Annotated in this window: 19 protein-coding genes; 5 read left to right on the top strand and 14 right to left on the bottom strand. The window is 67.6% G+C overall.

Features of this window, described 5'->3' with window-relative positions:
- Positions 1–255: 255 nt before the first annotated feature.
- Genes GOY17_RS14100 through grxD form a run of 3 tightly spaced genes read right to left on the bottom strand, consistent with a single transcriptional unit; the run spans position 256 to position 1,923 of the window.
- Positions 256–852, bottom strand: a complete 597-nt coding sequence (locus GOY17_RS14100; RefSeq protein WP_157030871.1) for a YhgN family NAAT transporter — start codon at positions 850–852, stop codon at positions 256–258.
- Between the two features lie 10 nt (positions 853–862).
- Positions 863–1,606 (bottom strand): SDR family NAD(P)-dependent oxidoreductase, encoded by a 744-nt coding sequence (locus GOY17_RS14105; RefSeq protein WP_157030872.1) that lies wholly within the window; start codon positions 1,604–1,606, stop codon positions 863–865.
- Positions 1,603–1,923 carry a Grx4 family monothiol glutaredoxin gene (gene grxD / locus GOY17_RS14110; protein ID WP_115842448.1) on the bottom strand — a complete coding sequence of 107 codons (321 nt, stop codon included), beginning with the start codon at positions 1,921–1,923 and terminating at the stop codon, positions 1,603–1,605. The genes GOY17_RS14105 and grxD overlap by 4 nt, the downstream gene beginning before the upstream one ends.
- Positions 1,924–2,082: 159 nt before the next feature.
- On the opposite strand from grxD, the gene GOY17_RS14115 reads away from it, so the two are divergent.
- A complete protein-coding gene (locus GOY17_RS14115) occupies positions 2,083–2,661 on the top strand; it encodes a superoxide dismutase (protein ID WP_115842449.1) in 579 nt (192 codons plus the stop codon).
- Positions 2,662–2,743: 82 nt separating this feature from the next.
- On the opposite strand, the gene GOY17_RS14120 is transcribed toward GOY17_RS14115, so the two are convergent.
- Together GOY17_RS14120 and purE are read right to left on the bottom strand one after the other, a co-directional pair.
- Positions 2,744–3,883 carry a 5-(carboxyamino)imidazole ribonucleotide synthase gene (locus GOY17_RS14120; RefSeq protein WP_157030873.1) on the bottom strand — a complete coding sequence of 380 codons (1,140 nt, stop codon included), beginning with the start codon at positions 3,881–3,883 and terminating at the stop codon, positions 2,744–2,746.
- A gap of 8 nt (positions 3,884–3,891) precedes the next feature.
- Entirely contained in the window at positions 3,892–4,392 is a 501-nt protein-coding gene (gene purE, locus GOY17_RS14125) for a 5-(carboxyamino)imidazole ribonucleotide mutase (RefSeq protein ID WP_115842451.1), read from the bottom strand.
- 64 nt (positions 4,393–4,456) lie between these two features.
- Between purE and GOY17_RS14130 the strand changes: the two genes are divergently transcribed.
- Positions 4,457–4,726 carry a Trm112 family protein gene (locus GOY17_RS14130; protein WP_157030874.1) on the top strand — a complete coding sequence of 90 codons (270 nt, stop codon included), beginning with the start codon at positions 4,457–4,459 and terminating at the stop codon, positions 4,724–4,726.
- Positions 4,723–5,589, top strand: coding sequence for a carboxylating nicotinate-nucleotide diphosphorylase (nadC, locus tag GOY17_RS14135; RefSeq protein WP_157030875.1), 867 nt, complete (start codon positions 4,723–4,725; stop codon positions 5,587–5,589). The genes GOY17_RS14130 and nadC overlap by 4 nt, the downstream gene beginning before the upstream one ends.
- A gap of 20 nt (positions 5,590–5,609) precedes the next feature.
- Here nadC and GOY17_RS14140 read toward each other — a convergent pair whose 3' ends face one another.
- Positions 5,610–6,410: an FHA domain-containing protein gene (locus GOY17_RS14140; RefSeq protein ID WP_198173695.1), complete on the bottom strand. Its 801-nt coding sequence runs from the start codon at positions 6,408–6,410 to the stop codon at positions 5,610–5,612.
- A 108-nt stretch (positions 6,411–6,518) separates the two neighbouring features.
- Between GOY17_RS14140 and GOY17_RS14145 the strand changes: the two genes are divergently transcribed.
- Positions 6,519–6,839: a DUF3301 domain-containing protein gene (locus tag GOY17_RS14145; RefSeq protein ID WP_115842455.1), complete on the top strand. Its 321-nt coding sequence runs from the start codon at positions 6,519–6,521 to the stop codon at positions 6,837–6,839.
- 145 nt (positions 6,840–6,984) lie between these two features.
- Here the strand turns inward: GOY17_RS14145 and GOY17_RS14150 are convergent, their stop codons facing one another.
- The 7 genes from GOY17_RS14150 to GOY17_RS14180 all read right to left on the bottom strand — a co-directional run bounded on the left by GOY17_RS14150 (position 6,985) and on the right by GOY17_RS14180 (position 13,122).
- Positions 6,985–7,455 (bottom strand): ClpXP protease specificity-enhancing factor, encoded by a 471-nt coding sequence (locus GOY17_RS14150; protein ID WP_115842456.1) that lies wholly within the window; start codon positions 7,453–7,455, stop codon positions 6,985–6,987.
- 149 nt (positions 7,456–7,604) lie between these two features.
- Positions 7,605–8,240 (bottom strand): glutathione S-transferase N-terminal domain-containing protein, encoded by a 636-nt coding sequence (locus GOY17_RS14155; protein WP_115842457.1) that lies wholly within the window; start codon positions 8,238–8,240, stop codon positions 7,605–7,607.
- A gap of 149 nt (positions 8,241–8,389) precedes the next feature.
- Positions 8,390–9,151, bottom strand: a complete 762-nt coding sequence (locus GOY17_RS14160) for a cytochrome c1 (RefSeq protein WP_157030877.1) — start codon at positions 9,149–9,151, stop codon at positions 8,390–8,392.
- Positions 9,152–9,188: 37 nt separating this feature from the next.
- Positions 9,189–10,448 (bottom strand): cytochrome b, encoded by a 1,260-nt coding sequence (locus GOY17_RS14165; RefSeq protein WP_157030878.1) that lies wholly within the window; start codon positions 10,446–10,448, stop codon positions 9,189–9,191.
- A 3-nt stretch (positions 10,449–10,451) separates the two neighbouring features.
- Entirely contained in the window at positions 10,452–11,072 is a 621-nt protein-coding gene (petA, locus tag GOY17_RS14170) for a ubiquinol-cytochrome c reductase iron-sulfur subunit (protein WP_157030879.1), read from the bottom strand.
- A gap of 193 nt (positions 11,073–11,265) precedes the next feature.
- Positions 11,266–12,219 (bottom strand): lytic transglycosylase domain-containing protein, encoded by a 954-nt coding sequence (locus GOY17_RS14175; protein WP_157030880.1) that lies wholly within the window; start codon positions 12,217–12,219, stop codon positions 11,266–11,268.
- A 114-nt stretch (positions 12,220–12,333) separates the two neighbouring features.
- Positions 12,334–13,122 carry a lytic transglycosylase domain-containing protein gene (locus tag GOY17_RS14180; protein ID WP_425482273.1) on the bottom strand — a complete coding sequence of 263 codons (789 nt, stop codon included), beginning with the start codon at positions 13,120–13,122 and terminating at the stop codon, positions 12,334–12,336.
- Positions 13,123–13,382: 260 nt separating this feature from the next.
- On the opposite strand from GOY17_RS14180, the gene miaB reads away from it, so the two are divergent.
- A complete protein-coding gene (gene miaB / locus GOY17_RS14185; protein WP_332310582.1) occupies positions 13,383–14,690 on the top strand; it encodes a tRNA (N6-isopentenyl adenosine(37)-C2)-methylthiotransferase MiaB in 1,308 nt (435 codons plus the stop codon).
- 45 nt (positions 14,691–14,735) lie between these two features.
- Here the strand turns inward: miaB and GOY17_RS14190 are convergent, their stop codons facing one another.
- Entirely contained in the window at positions 14,736–15,788 is a 1,053-nt protein-coding gene (locus tag GOY17_RS14190; protein ID WP_198173696.1) for a DUF5694 domain-containing protein, read from the bottom strand.
- Between the last annotated feature and the right edge of the window lie 61 nt (positions 15,789–15,849).

Consider the following 15,849-nt stretch of genomic DNA (forward strand, 5'->3'; position numbering starts at 1 on the left):
CAGGCGCGACCCCGGTCGCACCCGTGCAAGAAAAGGTTTTGATTCCGCCCCCTGGGGCGCCGGGCCGGAGCCCGCCGGTTAACGTCAGTTTAACAGGCTAGAAGCCCTGTGTGACAGGGCCGTGACGGCCATCACTAACGGACACAAACCGCCAACCGCATATCGGGCGGGTCCGGACGCGGAATGTCGGCCCCCGAACGAAAACGCCCGACCCGGCAAAACCGGATCGGGCGTCGTCCGCACGGCTGGCACCGCTTACGGGGGCGAGATCTGCAGGTACGTCCCGAGGCCGTCCAGGAACATCTGGACCGAGATCGCCACCAGCAGCATGCCCATCAGGCGCTCGATGGCCGTCAGCGCTCTGCGGCCGAGCAGCTTGTAGAGCAGCGTCGCGGAGAACAGGATCGCCGCCGTCGCGCCCCAGGCGATGAGCAGCGCGAGGCTCCAGTCGTTGAGGCGGGCGGGCTCGTTGCTGCCCATCAGCATCACCGCCGCCATGCCCGACGGGCCGGCCACCAGCGGGATCGCCATGGGCACGATGAAGGGCTCGCCGTCGGGGATCTCGCCCATCAGGCCTTCCGGCGGCGGGAAGATCATGCGGATGCCGATGAGGAACAGCACGATGCCGCCGGCGATCGACACCGACTCCTGGCGCAGGTGCATCAGCTCCAGCGCGTACTTGCCGCCCCAGAGGAACATCATCAGCACGGCCAGCGCGATCAGCAGCTCGCGCGCGAGCACGATGCGCTGGCGCTGCGGCGGAAGGCCGCGCAACAGGCTCAGGAAGACCGGCACGTTGCCGAGCGGGTCGAGGATGAGGAACAGCAGCAGCGCTGCGGACGCGATGGTCATGGGCGTTCGGTCACTGCAACTGGGTCAGGCCGACGGCCGCGGGTGTCGGGATCCAGACCTGTCCGCGGTGGACGGCGCCGGCGGCCGAAAGCAGGGTCACGCACGAGGCGGCATAGGCCGACGGATCGAGCGCGGCGCGATCGTTTTCTTCCACGTAGGCCTTGGCGCGAAGCGCCGTGCGCATCGGGCCCGGTCGCAATCCGGCCACGCGGATGGAGGAGTTCGGCATCTCGGCATGCAGCATGTGCACGAGGCCTTCCAGCCCCTGCTGCGCCAGGCCGTAGCCACCCCAGAACGCCTGGCCGGCACGCGCGGCATCGTCGACGACGAACACCACCGAAGCGTCGTCGGACTTCGCCAGCAGCGGCAGGCAGGCCTGCGTCAGCCACCACGGCGCGGTGAGGTTCACGTGGAGCGCGCGCGCGAACACCGCCGGATCGGTCTGCGCCAGCGGCGTGAGGCCGGCGAAGTCGGCCGCGCAATGCAGCACGCCGTCGAGGCGTCCGAGTTCGGCTTCGATGCGCTGCGCGAGTTCGGCGTAGTCGTCGGCGCTGGCGCCTTCCAGGTCGAGCGGATAGAGCAGCGGTTCCGACCCGACCTGCGCCAGCGTGTCGTACACCCGGTTCAACTTCGGCACCTTGCGGCCGAGCAGCACGACCGTCGCACCGGCACGCGCGCACGCCTGCGCCGCGGCGGCGCCAAGACCGCCGTGGGCGCCGGTCACCAGGACGACGCGTCCTTCGAGCGGACTCACTGGTTGTGCGTCTCGCTGATCATGCGCGCCAGTTCGCCCGACTCGAACAGCTCCAGCGTGATGTCGCAGCCGCCGATCAGTTCACCGTGAATGAAAAGCTGCGGGAAGGTCGGCCAGTTCGAATAGCGCGGCAGGTTCGCGCGGATCTCCGGATCCTCGAGCACGTTGACCGTGTGCAGCTGCGTTGCACCCGCGGCCTTGAGCGCCTGCACCGCGCGGCTGGAAAAACCGCACATCGGGAACTGCGCGGTGCCCTTCATGAAAAGGACGATCGGATGGCTTTCGACTTCGGCCTGGATCCGCTCCATCACGGACATGGCGACAACTCCTGCAATGGTGCGTTGCCGGCGGTTGACGGCACGGCAACGGAACGTGGGGATAGAATGTCCAATTGTAAGCCTTCCCGAGCCGCGGACGCGCGCAGTTCACCGATCGCCGCCCGGCATTCCCTTAGCCAGCCCCCTCAGGAGCCCGCAATGGCCATCGAACTGCCCCCCCTGCCCTACGACCGCACCGCGCTGGAGCCGCACATCTCGGCCGAGACGCTGGACTACCACCACGGCAAGCACCACAAGACGTACGTGGACAACCTCAACAAGATGATCGAGGGCACCGAGTTCGAGCAGCTGTCGCTGGTGGAGATCATCCGCAAGTCGCAGGGCGGCATGTTCAACAACGCCGCGCAGGTGTGGAACCACACGTTCTACTGGAACTGCCTCTCGCCCAAGGGCGGCGGCGAGCCGACCGGCAAGGTCGCCGAGCTGATCAACAAGGCCTTCGGCGACTTCGCCAAGTTCAAGGACGAGTTCTCGAAGCTGTCGATCGGCACGTTCGGTTCGGGCTGGGGCTGGCTGGTGCAGCGTCCGGACGGCTCGCTCGCCCTGGTGAGCACCTCCAACGCCAACACCCCGATCACCGGCGAAGACACCCCGCTGCTGACCTGCGACGTGTGGGAGCACGCGTACTACATCGACTACCGCAACGCCCGTCCGAAGTACGTCGAGGCGTTCTGGAACCTGGTCAACTGGGACTTCGTGGCGTCGAACCTGAAGTAAGTTCGCGTCCCCATGCAGTACGAAAAACGGCCGGGGAAACCCGGCCGTGTTTCGTTGTGGCGTCGTATTCGGCTACGTTGCGTCAGCGCAGCGCCTCGACCACCGGCGCCACCTGCGCCTCGCGTCCGAGCGCGAGGCCGACGCGTTCCAGCGACATCGCCAGCGCGTTCGCATCGTCGGCTCGGAGCGTCGCGTGGCCGACCTTGCGACCTGCGCGCGGCAGCTTGCCGTAGTCGTGCCAGTGGCCGCCGGGCTCGCGCAGCATCGGCAGCGCATCGGGCATTTCGCCGATCCAGTTGAGCATGCACGCAAGGCCAACCATGCGCGTGTCGCCCAGCGGCAGGCCGAGCACGGCGCGCAGGTGGTTCTGGAACTGGCTGGTCTCGCTGCCTTCGATGGTCCAGTGGCCGGAGTTGTGCACGCGCGGCGCGAGTTCGTTCGCGAGCAGTTCGCCATCGCGGCAGAACAGTTCCAGCGCGAACACGCCGACGTAATCCATCGCTTCGGCGAGGCGACGCGCATAGTCGTAGGCGATCTCGCCCAGCGCGGTGTCCACGCGCGCGGGCGCGAGGCTCGCCGACAGCACGCCGTCGACGTGCCAGTTCTCGGTGAGCGGCCACGCACGGAATTCGCCATCGCGGCCGCGCACGGCGACCACCGACAACTCGCGTTGGAAGTGCACGAAGCCTTCCAGGATCAGTCCGACCTTCGGCGCCTGCGCGCCGAGCGCCGCCCACGCGGCATCGGCATCGGCCGGCGACTTGATGCGGAACTGGCCCTTGCCGTCGTATCCGAGGCGGCGCGTCTTGAGGATGCAGGGCGTGCCGATGTCGGCCAGCGCGGCATCGAGCTGCTCGCGCGTGTCGATCGGCGCGAACGGCGGCACCGGGATGCCGAGTTCGCGGAACAACGTCTTTTCGGCCAGACGATCCTGCGCGGTCGCCAGCGCGCCGGGATTTGGGAAGACCTGCACGCGTTCGCTCAGCCACTGCGCCGATTCGGCCGGCACGTTCTCGAAATCGAACGTCGCTACGTCAACGCGCGACGCGAACTCGGACAGCGTGGCCTCGTCGCGGTAATCGCCCACGACCATCGGCGCGAACTGGCCGGCGCAGGCGTCGGCGACGTTGTCCATCACCAGGAAGCGCAAGCCAAGCGGCGCGCCCGAGAGCGCGAGCATGCGGGCGAGCTGTCCGCCGCCGAGGATGCCCACGGTGGTCATTTGCGCCGTCACTTCCGCGGATCGTCGTTGGCCAGCACATCGTCGGTCTGGCGGGTGCGGAAGGCGTCGAGCGCGTCGCCGATCGCCGGCTGGTCGTTGGCGAGCAGCGCCGCGGCGAACAGCGCCGCATTGGCCGCGCCAGCGTTGCCGATGGCGAAGGTCGCCACCGGAATGCCCGCGGGCATCTGCACGATCGACAGCAGCGAATCCATGCCGTTGAGCGCCTTGCTCTGCACCGGAACGCCGAGGACAGGCACCGCGGTCTTCGAAGCCAGCATGCCGGGCAGGTGCGCCGCGCCGCCGGCGCCGGCGATGATCGCGCGCAGGCCGCGGGCTTTCGCCGTGGCCGCGTAATCGAAGAGGACGTCGGGCGTGCGATGCGCCGACACCACGCGGACTTCGTGCGGGACGCCCAGCGCCTCCAGCTTCGCCGCGGCGTGCTGCATCGTCTCCCAGTCGGAGCGCGAGCCCATCACGATGCCGACCAGCGGCGTGGGTTCTCCTGGCATGGTCCTAAGGCCCTGTGCAAAGACGTATTCTAACCCCCTGTTCGATTCCCCCGGCACCGACTCCATGGACCGCAAGCTGCTCGACCTGCTCGTCTGCCCCACCACGCGCCAGCCGCTGCAACTGCTGGACAGCCGGGGCCTCACGGCGCTGAACGCCGCGATCGAGGGGGGCGGGTTGCAGCGCGCCGACGGCAGCGCGCAGATCGAGACGCTGCACGAGGCCCTGGTCACGCGCGATCGCAAGACCGTCTACCGCGTCGACGATGGCATTCCGGTGCTTCTGGCCGAAGAAGCCATCGCGACCTCGCAGATCCCGGCCTTCCCGGGGGCATGAGCACGTTCGCCCCGCCGCCGGCCGAGGTCGTCGCGCACGACGTCGCGCTGGCGCTGGCCGAAGACCTGGGCAGCGGCGACGTCACCTCCGCCCTGTTGCCCGACGTGGCCGACGACGCCTACCTGCTGTGCAAGGAAGACGCCGTTGTCTGCGGGCGGCCGTGGTTCGACGCCTGCCATCGCGCGCTCGATCCGCACGTGCGCATCGACTGGCGCGTGTCCGAAGGCGACCGCGTGAAGGCCGGCACGGTACTGGCGACGCTCCACGGCCGCGCGCGTGCGCTGGTAAGCGCCGAACGCGCGTCGCTCAACTTCATGCAGACGCTGTCCGCCACCGCGACCACGACGGCGGCGTACGTCGGGGCAGTGCGCGGCACGACCGCCAGGATCCTCGATACGCGCAAGACGATTCCCGGCCTGCGCCAGGCGCAGAAGTACGCCGTGCGCGTAGGCGGCGGCGTGAACCATCGCATCGGCCTGTTCGACGCGGTGATGCTGAAGGAAAACCACGTGCGTGCAGCCGGTTCGATCACGGCCGCCATTCGTGCCGCGCGCGCGATGCATCCGTCGCTGCCGCTGATCGTGGAAGTCGAATCGATCGAGCAACTGCGCGAAGCGCTGCACGAAGGTTGCGACCGCATCCTCATCGACGATTTCGATGCATCGATGCGCCGCGAGGCGGTCCGCATCACGCACGAACTGCCGGCCGATGAACGCATTCCGCTGGAAGTGTCCGGCGGCGTCGACATGCAGACGCTGCGCGGCATCGCCGAGGACGGCGTGGATTGCATCTCGATCGGCGGACTGACCAAGCACGTCCGCGCGATCGACCTGTCGCTCAAGCTCGGACCGCCGCCCGCCTGAGGCGGCGGCGGTCGGGTCCCTTACAGCGGCATCAACACGACCGCAGCGGCACCGGCGGCCACCAGCACGAGCGCCAGCGCGACCCACGGCCACGCCGAACGCTTCGGGGTTTCCTTCGCCTTGCGCATCGACGTCGGCACGACCTGCACCGGCTCCTGCACGGACGTCCCGGCGACTCGGAAACGCAGCACGTCGAAAGCGAGCTCGTCGCCGACCTTCGCCTCGCCGCGCAGGATGCGCTTGCCGTTGAGGAAGGTGCCGTTGCTGGAACCCAGGTCCTCGACCTGCACGCCGGTGTCGGTCGGGATCAGCCGCGCATGCGAGCGCGACAGGCCCGGCGTATCGAAGCGCAGGTTGCAATCCGGTCCGCGGCCGATCGTCAGCACGCCGACCAGCGCGTCGCTGCGGCTGCCCAGTTCGGCCGACACGCTGCGCAGGAAGAAGCGCGGCAACACCGGACGCACGGCGGTGACGCCGGGGTCGTCGTTGGCCGACATGAGGTCGGGACCCGCGACCGGCTGGCGTGCGACCACCGGCGGCGGACCGAGCGCGGCGAGCTTCGCCTGCACCTGGTCGAAGCCGACGCTGTCGCCGGGACGCAGGGCGATAAGCCCCTGCACCTGCCGGCCGTTGACGCTGACGGCCGTCCCGGCCGGGACGTCGAGCATCACGCCCTGCGCGGTGACATGCAGTTGGCAGTGCTGCGGCAGCACGCCGGGGTGGTCGATGACGATGGTGGATTGGGGGTCGGAACCGACCCGGTTGACGCCATGGCCCAGCAGGACCTGCGGGTGTTCTCCACCCGGAAAGACGAGTTTCAAGCGGGATCTGCCCCCTGCAGCGGTTCCCATCATTGTGTGGTGCGCGACGTGTGGGGCGCGTCGCGGTCGGACCTTGCGAGCAGCTCGGCACGTCGCCACAGTAACGGCATGACTCTACTGATCTTGATGATCGTCGCTGCGATGGCGTTCGCATTCTGGAGCGCCAGCCGGGCCGCCGCCGAACGCGCCGAGGCCGTTGGACGCGATGCCTGCCGCGCTGCCGGCGTGCAGTGGCTGGACCAGAGCGTGCACGCGATCGGCCTGCGCTTCTATCGCCAGGACAGCGGATGGCTCGGTTTCGAACGGACGTTCCGCTTCGACTATTCGATCAACGGCGAGGACCGCCACATCGGCAAGCTGGTGCTGCGCGGAGAACGGCTGGTGGCGTTCACCGGACCGGTGACGCGGGAGCCGTCGGCATTGCATTGATCGGCGTGCGTGGTGGCGTCGCGACCGGACCTGGCTCCCTGTCGCTTGAACATCGCCGCTGATGGCGTAACGGCCTGGATCCCGGCCTTCGCCGGGATGGCGTATCGGCAAAGGCGCACGCGCATGGCGCGTGCGCGCCGATACGTCACTTCACGATGCGCAGGTGCGCGCCGCGCTTTGGCGTCGGCGTCTGAGGCCCGTCGTCGTCGCCCTCGGGCGCAGGTTCGCTCGGCACCGCGCTGAGCGGGCTGATGGGCGTCTCGTCGGCGAGCTCGACCTCCACCTCGCCTTCGTCCGCAGCGGCGTGGATGTCTTCCGGCAGCGCCATGCCCTGCCCCGTTTCGCGCGCGTAGATCGCCAGCACGGCCTGCACGGGAACGGTTACCGGGTAGCTCACGCCGCCGAAGCGCGCGCTGAAACGGATCGCGTCGTTCGCCATTTCCAGGCGCGATACGGCGCGCTCGGCGATGTTCAGCACGATCTTGCCGTCCTTCACCGCGTGGGTGGGGACCTGCACGCCATGGCGCGTGGCATCGACGAGCAGATGCGGCGTCATGCCGTTGTCGGCGATCCACTCGTACAGCGCCCGCAACAGGTACGGGCGGTGGCTGGTCATCGACGAATTGCTTTCCTGACTCATGCCGGGAGTGTAGCGCCGCGCGGTCGCCGACGGTTATACGCGGCGCCCGGTCGCATGCGGCCATTCGCCGCAAAAACGGAAACGGGCCCGAAGGCCCGTTCGCTCGACAACCGGAACCGGAACCCTCAGGCCGGCATCTCGCGCAGCTTGCGCTCCTGGTCGGTCAGGCTCCGGGTGAAACCCGGGTTGCGGAAGATGCGGTTGCCGTAGTCCTCGATGGCCTTGCCATCCTTGGGAAGCGGGACGCCAAGCGCGTCCAGGCGCCAGATGATCGGCGCCATCGCGCAGTCGGCGAGGCTCATTTCGGGGTTCAGGAAGAACTTGCTCGCCTTGAACAGCGGGACCGACGCGGTCAGCAGTTCCTTCAGGCGCTTCCGGCCGGCTTCGGCCTGGGCCTTGTTGCCGAGCTGGATCGCCTGCACCTGCGGTACCCAGTCGTGCTCCAGACGCAGCATCGCCAGGCGCAGGCGCGCGCGGGAAAGCGGATCCACCGGCATCAGCGGCGGGTGCGGGTAACGTTCGTCGAGGTATTCGCTAACCACGCTGGCCGCGTACAGGACCAGGTCGCGCTCGACCAGCGTCGGCACCGAGTGGTACGGGTTGAGGTCGACGAGGTCTTCCGGCGGGTTCTGCGGATCGACCGGCACCAGGTCGTAGGTCACGCCTTTCGCGGCCAGCACCAGGCGCACGCGATGGCACAGCACGCAGTCGGTGGAAGAAAACAGCGTCAGGGCATTGCGCATACGTGGACTCGCCGCCATTCGACCTCTCCGGCCACCGGAATCCGCCGGTGGTTAGACGCCGCCCACCCCGTGTGGACAGTCGTCACGGCCTCGATCAGCTACACCCTCACTGCAAACCAAGGAGCCCGCACATTCCTGTACGGGCTCCAAAGGGATACAGCATGCGATCAGTGCTTGTCCACGTCCCGCCAGTACTCGGTCTTGAGCAGGTAGGCCAGCAGGGTGAACATCGCCAGGAACAGGATCACCCAGACGCCCAGGCTCTGGCGCTTGAGGGCGGCCGGCTCCGCGGCGTACTCGAGGAAAGCGGTGATGTCGCGCACCGAACGGTTGAACTCCTCGGCGTTCTGGTGGCCCGGCTGGGTCACCTTCAGGCCGAGGACCGGACGCTCGCCGGTCGCCTTGTCCGCGTCGCCGAACTCGGCGTGCTGCAGACCCTGCAGCTCCCACAGCGGGTTGGGCATCGACGCGTTCGGGAACAGCTGGTTGTTCCAGCCCAGCGGACGCGATTCGTCCAGGTAGAACGACTTGAGGTAGGTGTAGATCCAGTCGCTGCCACGGACGCGGGCGATCAGGCTCAGGTCCGGCGGCATCTTGCCGAACCACTGGTTCGCGTGTTCGGGCGTCATGCTGACGTGGATCTGCTCGCCGAACTTGGCGCCGGTGAAGTTGAGGTTGTTCATCACCTCGTCTTCGGTCAGGCCCAGGTCCTCGGCCATGCGCGAGTAGCGCAGGTACTTCAGCGAGTGACAGCCGGAGCAGTAGTTCATGAACAGCTTGGCGCCGTTCTGCAGCGAGGTCCGGTCGTCCAGGTCGGTGCCCGACTGCATCAGGTGGCCGCCCTCGGCCGCCGACACGTTGGTCGACAGCGCGACGAAGGACACCAGCAGGCCGGCGGCAAAGGTGGCGAACTTATTCACGATGCGCATCTTTTGGACGGGGCGGTGGATGGCGCGAGCGGTCATCTCAGTCATGCATCGTCACCCGTTGCGGTACCGGCTTGGTTTTATCGAGCTTGGTCCAGAGCGGCATGGTGATGAAGAAGGCGAAGTACAGGAACGTCAGCACGCGGCCGATGATCGTCTCCACCGGGTCGGTACCCGGGCCGGCGCCGATCTTGCCCAGCCACAGGAAGCAGATCGCCAGCACGCCCAGCATCACCTTGGTGATCCAGCCGCGGTAGCGGTGCGACTTCACCGGAGAGCGGTCAAGCCACGGCACGAAGAACAGCACGGCGATCGCCGAGAACATCACGATCACGCCCAGCAGCTTGTCCGGGACCACGCGCAGCATCGCGTAGTACGGCGTGTAGTACCACACCGGCTTGATGTGTTCCGGCGTCACCAGGCGGTTGGCCTCGGTGAAGTTGTCGTGCTCCAGGAACCAGCCGCCGAAGGCCGGCGCGAAGAAGATCACAAACGCGCAGATGATCAGGAAGAAGCCGACGCCGAACAGATCCTTCACCGTGTAGTACGGATGGAACGGGATGCCGTCGGCCGGCTTGTTCGGATCCCAGCGATTGCCCTTCGGACCCTTCTTGATCTCCACGCCGTCGGGGTTGTTCGAACCCACTTCGTGCAGCGCGCCCAGGTGCAGAACGACGAGCAGCAGCAGGACGAGCGGCAGCGCGATGACGTGCAGCGCGAAGAAGCGGTTCAGCGTGGCGTCGCCCGGCAGGAAGTCGCCCATGATCCATTCGGTCAGGCCGTTGCCGATGACCGGGATCGCGCCGAACAGCGAGATGATCACCTTGGCGCCCCAGAAGGACATCTGGCCCCACGGCAGCACGTAGCCCATGAAGGCCTCGGCCATCAGGACCAGGTAGATCAGCATGCCCAGGATCCACACCAGCTCGCGCGGCTTCTGGTAGGAGCCGTACATCAGGCCGCGGAACATGTGCAGGTACACGACGATGAAGAACATCGACGCACCAGTGGAGTGCATGTAGCGGATCAGCCAGCCCCACTCCACGTCGCGCATGATGTATTCGACCGACGCGAACGCTTCGGCCGCGGACGGCTTGAAGTGCATCGTCAGGAAGATGCCGGTGACGATCTGGTTGACCAGCACCAGGAGCGCGAGCGAACCGAAGTAGTACCAGAAGTTGAAGTTCTTCGGCGCGTAGTACTCGGTCATGTGCTTGCGGTACGCCGGCATCATCGCCGGGGCCCGCTCGTTAACCCAGTCCATCACGCCGCCAGCGGCCTTCGTGAAAATGTTCGCCATGGCTTACGCCGCTCCCTTGCTGCTGGACGGATCGACACCGATGACGATGGTGGTGTCGTTCTCGTAATGGTGCGGGGGCACGAGCAGGTTGATCGGCGCCGGGACACCCTTGAACACGCGGCCGGCCATGTCGAAGCGCGACTTGTGGCAGGGGCAGAAGTAACCGCCCTTCCACTCCGGATCGAACGGCTCGGGGCGGATCTCGGCCTTCATTTCCGGCGAGCAGCCCAGGTGGGTGCACAGGCCGACGAGGACGGAAATCTCCGGCTTGATCGAACGCAGTTCACCGGTGATGTACGCCGGCTGCTGGTCCTTGTTCTCGGACTTGGGATCGCGCAGGTTCGGGTCCAGCGTCGGCAGCGCGTCGAGGATCGCCTTGGAGCGCTTGACGATCCAGATCGGCTGGCCGCGCCATTCCATGATCAGTCGCTGGCCTTCTTCCAGCGCCGAGATGTCGGCGGTCACCGGTGCACCGGCGAGCTTCGCCCGCGTGCTCGGATTCCACGACTTGATGAAGGGCACCGCCACGAAACCGGCACCGACCGCGCCGACCACTGCAGTGGTCGCGGTCAGGAACCGACGGCGGCCCTGGTTGACAGGATCGTTGACCCCTTGGTTGGCCATCCGGCACTCCGCAAAGCTGGAACGAAGTTACGCCGCACTGCCAACGCCACTGGCGACAGCTCGCGGCACAAAAGACGGGGAAGTGTAACGGAACGATGAATGAACCGACAATCCGCTACACGTTGCGCGAGTCGTCCGCTGGACGGACGCGCACGCACCCCACGCCCCGCCGGGCGCGGGATGGGAAAAAACGTCAGCGCATCATGGCGGTGGCGCCCCGATAACGATCGGCCAGCTGGCCCACGCGCTGGACATAACGCTGGGTTTCGCTGTAAGGCGGCACGCCGTTGTACTTGTCGACGGCGCCCTCGCCCGCGTTGTAGCCGGCGGCGGCGAGGGTCAGGTTGTTGTTGAAGCGCTTGAGCAACCACGCCAGGTACTGCACGCCGCCCTGGATGTTCTGGCGGGCGTCGAACGCGTTGCTCACGCCGAAGCGCCGCGCGGTGGCGGGCATCAGCTGCATCAGTCCCTGTGCGCCGGCGCGCGAGAGCGCGTTCGGGTTGTAGGCCGATTCGGCATGGATGATCGCCCGCACGATCGACTCGTCGACGCCGTGCTGGCGCGCCGCGGCGGCGATCTCGTCGCGGTAGGCATCGGTGTTGAGGCGGACCGTGCCGAAGTTCACGCCGGGCCGCATCGAGCAGGCGTAGCAGGTCTCGATGTAGCTGTAGCGGATCGTGCGCACCGCCGAGGCGCTGGCCACGTTCTGCGGCTTGCGGCTGGTGTAGTGACGCACGCCATCCTTGATGTAGGAGTACACCTGTCCCTGCACGACGCGCGGCGCGTTGTACGAAGGCGTGGGCACGGGCGTCGGTGCGATCGCAGCCGACGTGGCGACGGTTGCCATCATCGAAGGCGTCGTCGATGCGGGCGCGGATGCCGACACCGAAGCGGTGACGGAAGAAGCCGGAGACGTCACCGCGCCGACGGCGGCGGCGGGCGTGGAAACCATCGGCTTCGATGTCGCGGACTTGCGCGCGGGGCCATCGGGCGTGTGGCTGACGACCGTGCACTTCGCACCGGCCGGGCGCTTGCTCACGTAGCTGCGTGAACCATCGGGACCGTCGCAACGGTACAGCGTGCCGGCAACGGACGGCGCCGCGGCCAACAGGCAGACGATCCCCAGCAGCAGTGAGCCCCCCCTCATGGCCGCGAGTGTGTCCTGTCTGCTTCCCCTTCACAAGTCCTTGATTGCGCTGGCCTCGTGAAACGTGACCGCGCCCGCATCCCCGCCCCGCCCGCCGGTCGAACCCTTGGCGGCTCAGCGCCGCATCGCGGTCGCCGACCGGTATCGCTCGGCCAGCACCGCCACCCGCTGCACGTAGCGCTGGGTCTCGTCGAAGGGCGGCACGCCGCGATAGCGGTCGACCGCGCCCTCGCCGGCGTTGTAACCCGCGGCGGCCAGGACCAGGTTCCCGTCGAACCGCTGCAGCAGCCACGCCAGGTACTGCACGCCGCCGCGGATGTTCTGGCGGATATCGAAGACGTTGACCACGCCGAAGCGCCGGGCGGTGGCGGGCATCAACTGCATCAGCCCCTGCGCGCCGACGCGCGAGATGGCGTTCGGGTTGTAGGCCGACTCGGCGTGGATGATCGCCCGCACCACCGCCTCGTCGACGCCGAAATCGCGCGAGGCCGATGCGATTTCCGCGCTGAAGGCCCGGGTGTCCAGCCGGATCGTCGCGAAGTCCACGCCCGGCTGGAGCGCACAGGCGTAGCAGGACTCCATATAGGTGTAGGTGACCCGGCTCACCGGCCCGAGCCCGGCGCGTGGGGTCGGACGCTGGCTGGCGTAGTGGACGATGCCGGCCTCGGTGTAGGTGTAGACCTGCCCCCGGGCCACGCGCATCGGCGGCAGGGCGCCGGCCGCGTCCGCGGCGTCGACCCGCGCCGGCGCATCGTCCGCCGCACCGGACGGGAAGCCGAACGACTGCGCCGGCGCGGACGGCCGGCTCGGCTGCCCGAGCCCGGACTGCGCCCACGCCGCGGGCGCCGCCACGAGCAGCCCGGCCAACCCCAGCGATGCAAAGCCTGCCTTCAGGGACTTCACGAACGTCAGGGTCGTCGGCGCGGCCCGCGCGCCCTCCGTCTGCCCTCTGATCTCAGAACGCGATTCCCGGCCCGACCCGGACCGCGGCCTGTAGAATGCGCCCCCTCCGGCGCGGAATAACCGCCGCCCCTCCCGGATCGAGCCAGATGAGCCAGACCAACACGACTTCCCTGCCCTTCGAGGCAGCCGCCGAGCGCGGCACCGATGCGGTCGTCGCCACCGCGCCGCGCAAGCTCTACATCCAGACCCACGGTTGCCAGATGAACGAGTACGACTCGGCCAAGATGGCCGACGTGCTCGCCGCCAGCGACGGCCTGGAGCTGACCGACAACGCCGAAGAGGCCGACGTCATCCTGATCAACACCTGCTCGATCCGCGAGAAGGCGCAGGAGAAGGTCTTCAGCCAGCTCGGCCGCTGGAAGTCGCTAAAGAGCGGGGGCAAGCCGGTCGTGATCGGCGTCGGCGGCTGCGTGGCGTCGCAGGAAGGCGAGGCGATCGTGAAGCGCGCGCCCTTCGTGGACCTGGTGTTCGGCCCGCAGACGCTGCATCGGCTGCCCGAACTCATCCAGGCCCGTCGCGACACCGGCCTGCCACAGGTCGACATCTCCTTCCCCGAGATCGAGAAGTTCGACCGCCTGCCCGAACCGCGCGCCGAAGGCCCGTCTGCGTTCGTCTCGATCATGGAAGGCTGCAGCAAGTACTGCTCGTTCTGCGTGGTGCCCTACACGCGCGGCGAGGAAATCAGCCGTCCGTTCGAGGACGTGCTGGTCGAAGTGGCCGACCTTGCCTCGCAGGGCGTGCGCGAGATCAACCTGCTCGGACAGAACGTCAATGCGTATCGCGGCCCGTACGGAGAAGACGGTGAAGTCGCCGACCTCGGCCTGCTGATCCGCGCCATCGCCGAGATCGAAGGCGTCGGCCGCATCCGCTTCACCACCTCGCATCCGCTGGAGTTCTCCGACTCGCTGATCGAGGCCTACCGCGACGTGCCCAAGCTCGCCAACTACCTGCACCTTCCGGTGCAGGCCGGCAGCGACCGCATCCTCAGCGCGATGAAGCGCGGCTACACCGCCATCGAGTTCAAGCAGAAGATCCGCAAGCTGCGCGCGGTGCGCCCGGACATCTCGGTCAGCTCCGACTTCATCGTGGGTTTCCCCGGCGAGACCGACGCGGACTTCGAGAAGACCATGAAGCTGATCGAGGACGTCGGCTTCGACCAGTCGTTCTCCTTCATCTACTCGCGTCGCCCCGGCACGCCCGCGGCCGACCTGGAAGACAACGTTTCCAGCGAGGAAAAGCATGCGCGCCTGTCGCGTCTGCAGGCGCACATCAACGCGCATGCGCGGTCGATCTCCGACGCGATGGTCGGCACCACGCAGAGCGTGCTGGTCGAAGGCCCGTCGAAGAAGAACCCGAACGAGCTCACCGGCAAGACCGAGAACATGCGTTCGGTGAACTTCCCCGGCCACGCGCGCCTGATCGGCCAGTTCGTCGATGTCGTCATCACCGAGGCGATGAGCAACTCGCTGCGTGGCCGCGTGGCGGTAGCCGAAGCGAACGACGCCTGATCCTGGCGCCGCTCGCGGCATCGTCCCGGCGCGCGCCGGCACGGCTTACTTCAGCACCGTCCCGACGTCGACGATCTCGACGCCCTGCAGCTGGCCCAGCCAGGTGTCGAACCAGGGCTTGTGCGCGGCCCCCACGATGGACAGCACGCGCGCGCCCGGCTTCTCGCGAAACGTCTCGCGGATGTTGGCGACCATACGCAGGTTGCGCGTTTCCCAGCCGGCGACCCACACCTGCGGATAACGCTCGGGCGAAGTCGACCGCATCGCCGGCACGATGTTGTTCTTCGCGCGCGCATCCAGCGACGCGGGCTGGTTGAGCACGCGATAGAACGCCAACATGTCGCCCGAATCGATCGATACCTTCTCGCGCCTGAGCGCCGCGTCGAGGTCAGCGCGGTCCGAATCCCAGGCCGCCTGCAGTGCCTTGCCGAACGCCTGCACGTCGGCAATGCGTGCGTTGTCGCCGGTGTGGTTGTCCACCGCGTGCAGGCGCGGCAAGCCCAATCGCGCGGCGAGCTGCGCGCCGATCACATAACTCTCGTCGTTGCGCGTTTCGAGTTTGCGCAACGTCGCGACGAGCGCCTGGTCCAAACCATCGCCCGCGCGTCGTTCACCCGCGGGCAACTGCAGCCATTGCACATACGCCGACGCGCGATCGTTCGCGGCAAGAAAGCGCGAGGCCAGATGGCGGCGCTGCGCGGGCGTGGGTTGGGCAGGCCATTGCGCGAGGGTCTTGTCGACTTCGGCGATGGCCGCGGGAACGTCGAGTCCCGTCGCCTGCTTCGCCGCGTCCGTGCTGGCGCAGTAATCGGCGCCATAGATCGCCGCGTTGCGCGCGGCCATGTCGCATTCCTCGCCTGGCAATGCCTCGATCGTGATGATCTCGGGCTTGAACGCGGCGAGCCGGTCGATCACCGGCGCCAGGGACGCGGGCTTGAACGATGCCGGCAGCTCGCTCAGATGCACCGAACCGAGCACCAGCACCTGCGCGCGTGGACCGGCCATGTCGCGATCAAGCGTGGTCAGATCGACCTGCGTGCTCGCCACCGCCGGCGCCAGCAGGATCGCACCTGCCCATCGAATCCATCGTCCGCTCATCCACTCCTCCCATGGTGTGTTCGCAAGAACGGCCATTCTCGCAGCCCGCGTGGCGTTCCAC

This window comes from Lysobacter soli (assembly GCF_009755585.1).
GTDB lineage: Bacteria > Pseudomonadota > Gammaproteobacteria > Xanthomonadales > Xanthomonadaceae > Lysobacter_J > Lysobacter_J soli.

What these genes read in the sequence shown, in the direction of transcription:
- GOY17_RS14100 (WP_157030871.1), bottom strand. Translation starts at nt 852, where the DNA reads ATGACCATCGCGTCCGCAGCGCTGCTGCTGTTCCTCATCCTCGACCCG.
- grxD (WP_115842448.1), bottom strand. Translation starts at nt 1,923, where the DNA reads ATGTCCGTGATGGAGCGGATCCAGGCCGAAGTCGAAAGCCATCCGATC.
- GOY17_RS14115 (WP_115842449.1), top strand. Translation starts at nt 2,083, where the DNA reads ATGGCCATCGAACTGCCCCCCCTGCCCTACGACCGCACCGCGCTGGAG.
- GOY17_RS14120 (WP_157030873.1), bottom strand. Translation starts at nt 3,883, where the DNA reads ATGACCACCGTGGGCATCCTCGGCGGCGGACAGCTCGCCCGCATGCTC.
- purE (WP_115842451.1), bottom strand. Translation starts at nt 4,392, where the DNA reads ATGCCAGGAGAACCCACGCCGCTGGTCGGCATCGTGATGGGCTCGCGC.
- GOY17_RS14130 (WP_157030874.1), top strand. Translation starts at nt 4,457, where the DNA reads ATGGACCGCAAGCTGCTCGACCTGCTCGTCTGCCCCACCACGCGCCAG.
- nadC (WP_157030875.1), top strand. Translation starts at nt 4,723, where the DNA reads ATGAGCACGTTCGCCCCGCCGCCGGCCGAGGTCGTCGCGCACGACGTC.
- GOY17_RS14145 (WP_115842455.1), top strand. Translation starts at nt 6,519, where the DNA reads ATGACTCTACTGATCTTGATGATCGTCGCTGCGATGGCGTTCGCATTC.
- GOY17_RS14150 (WP_115842456.1), bottom strand. Translation starts at nt 7,455, where the DNA reads ATGACCAGCCACCGCCCGTACCTGTTGCGGGCGCTGTACGAGTGGATC.
- GOY17_RS14155 (WP_115842457.1), bottom strand. Translation starts at nt 8,240, where the DNA reads ATGGCGGCGAGTCCACGTATGCGCAATGCCCTGACGCTGTTTTCTTCC.
- GOY17_RS14160 (WP_157030877.1), bottom strand. Translation starts at nt 9,151, where the DNA reads ATGCGCATCGTGAATAAGTTCGCCACCTTTGCCGCCGGCCTGCTGGTG.
- GOY17_RS14165 (WP_157030878.1), bottom strand. Translation starts at nt 10,448, where the DNA reads ATGGCGAACATTTTCACGAAGGCCGCTGGCGGCGTGATGGACTGGGTT.
- petA (WP_157030879.1), bottom strand. Translation starts at nt 11,072, where the DNA reads ATGGCCAACCAAGGGGTCAACGATCCTGTCAACCAGGGCCGCCGTCGG.
- GOY17_RS14175 (WP_157030880.1), bottom strand. Translation starts at nt 12,219, where the DNA reads ATGAGGGGGGGCTCACTGCTGCTGGGGATCGTCTGCCTGTTGGCCGCG.
- miaB (WP_332310582.1), top strand. Translation starts at nt 13,383, where the DNA reads ATGAACGAGTACGACTCGGCCAAGATGGCCGACGTGCTCGCCGCCAGC.
- GOY17_RS14190 (WP_198173696.1), bottom strand. Translation starts at nt 15,788, where the DNA reads ATGAGCGGACGATGGATTCGATGGGCAGGTGCGATCCTGCTGGCGCCG.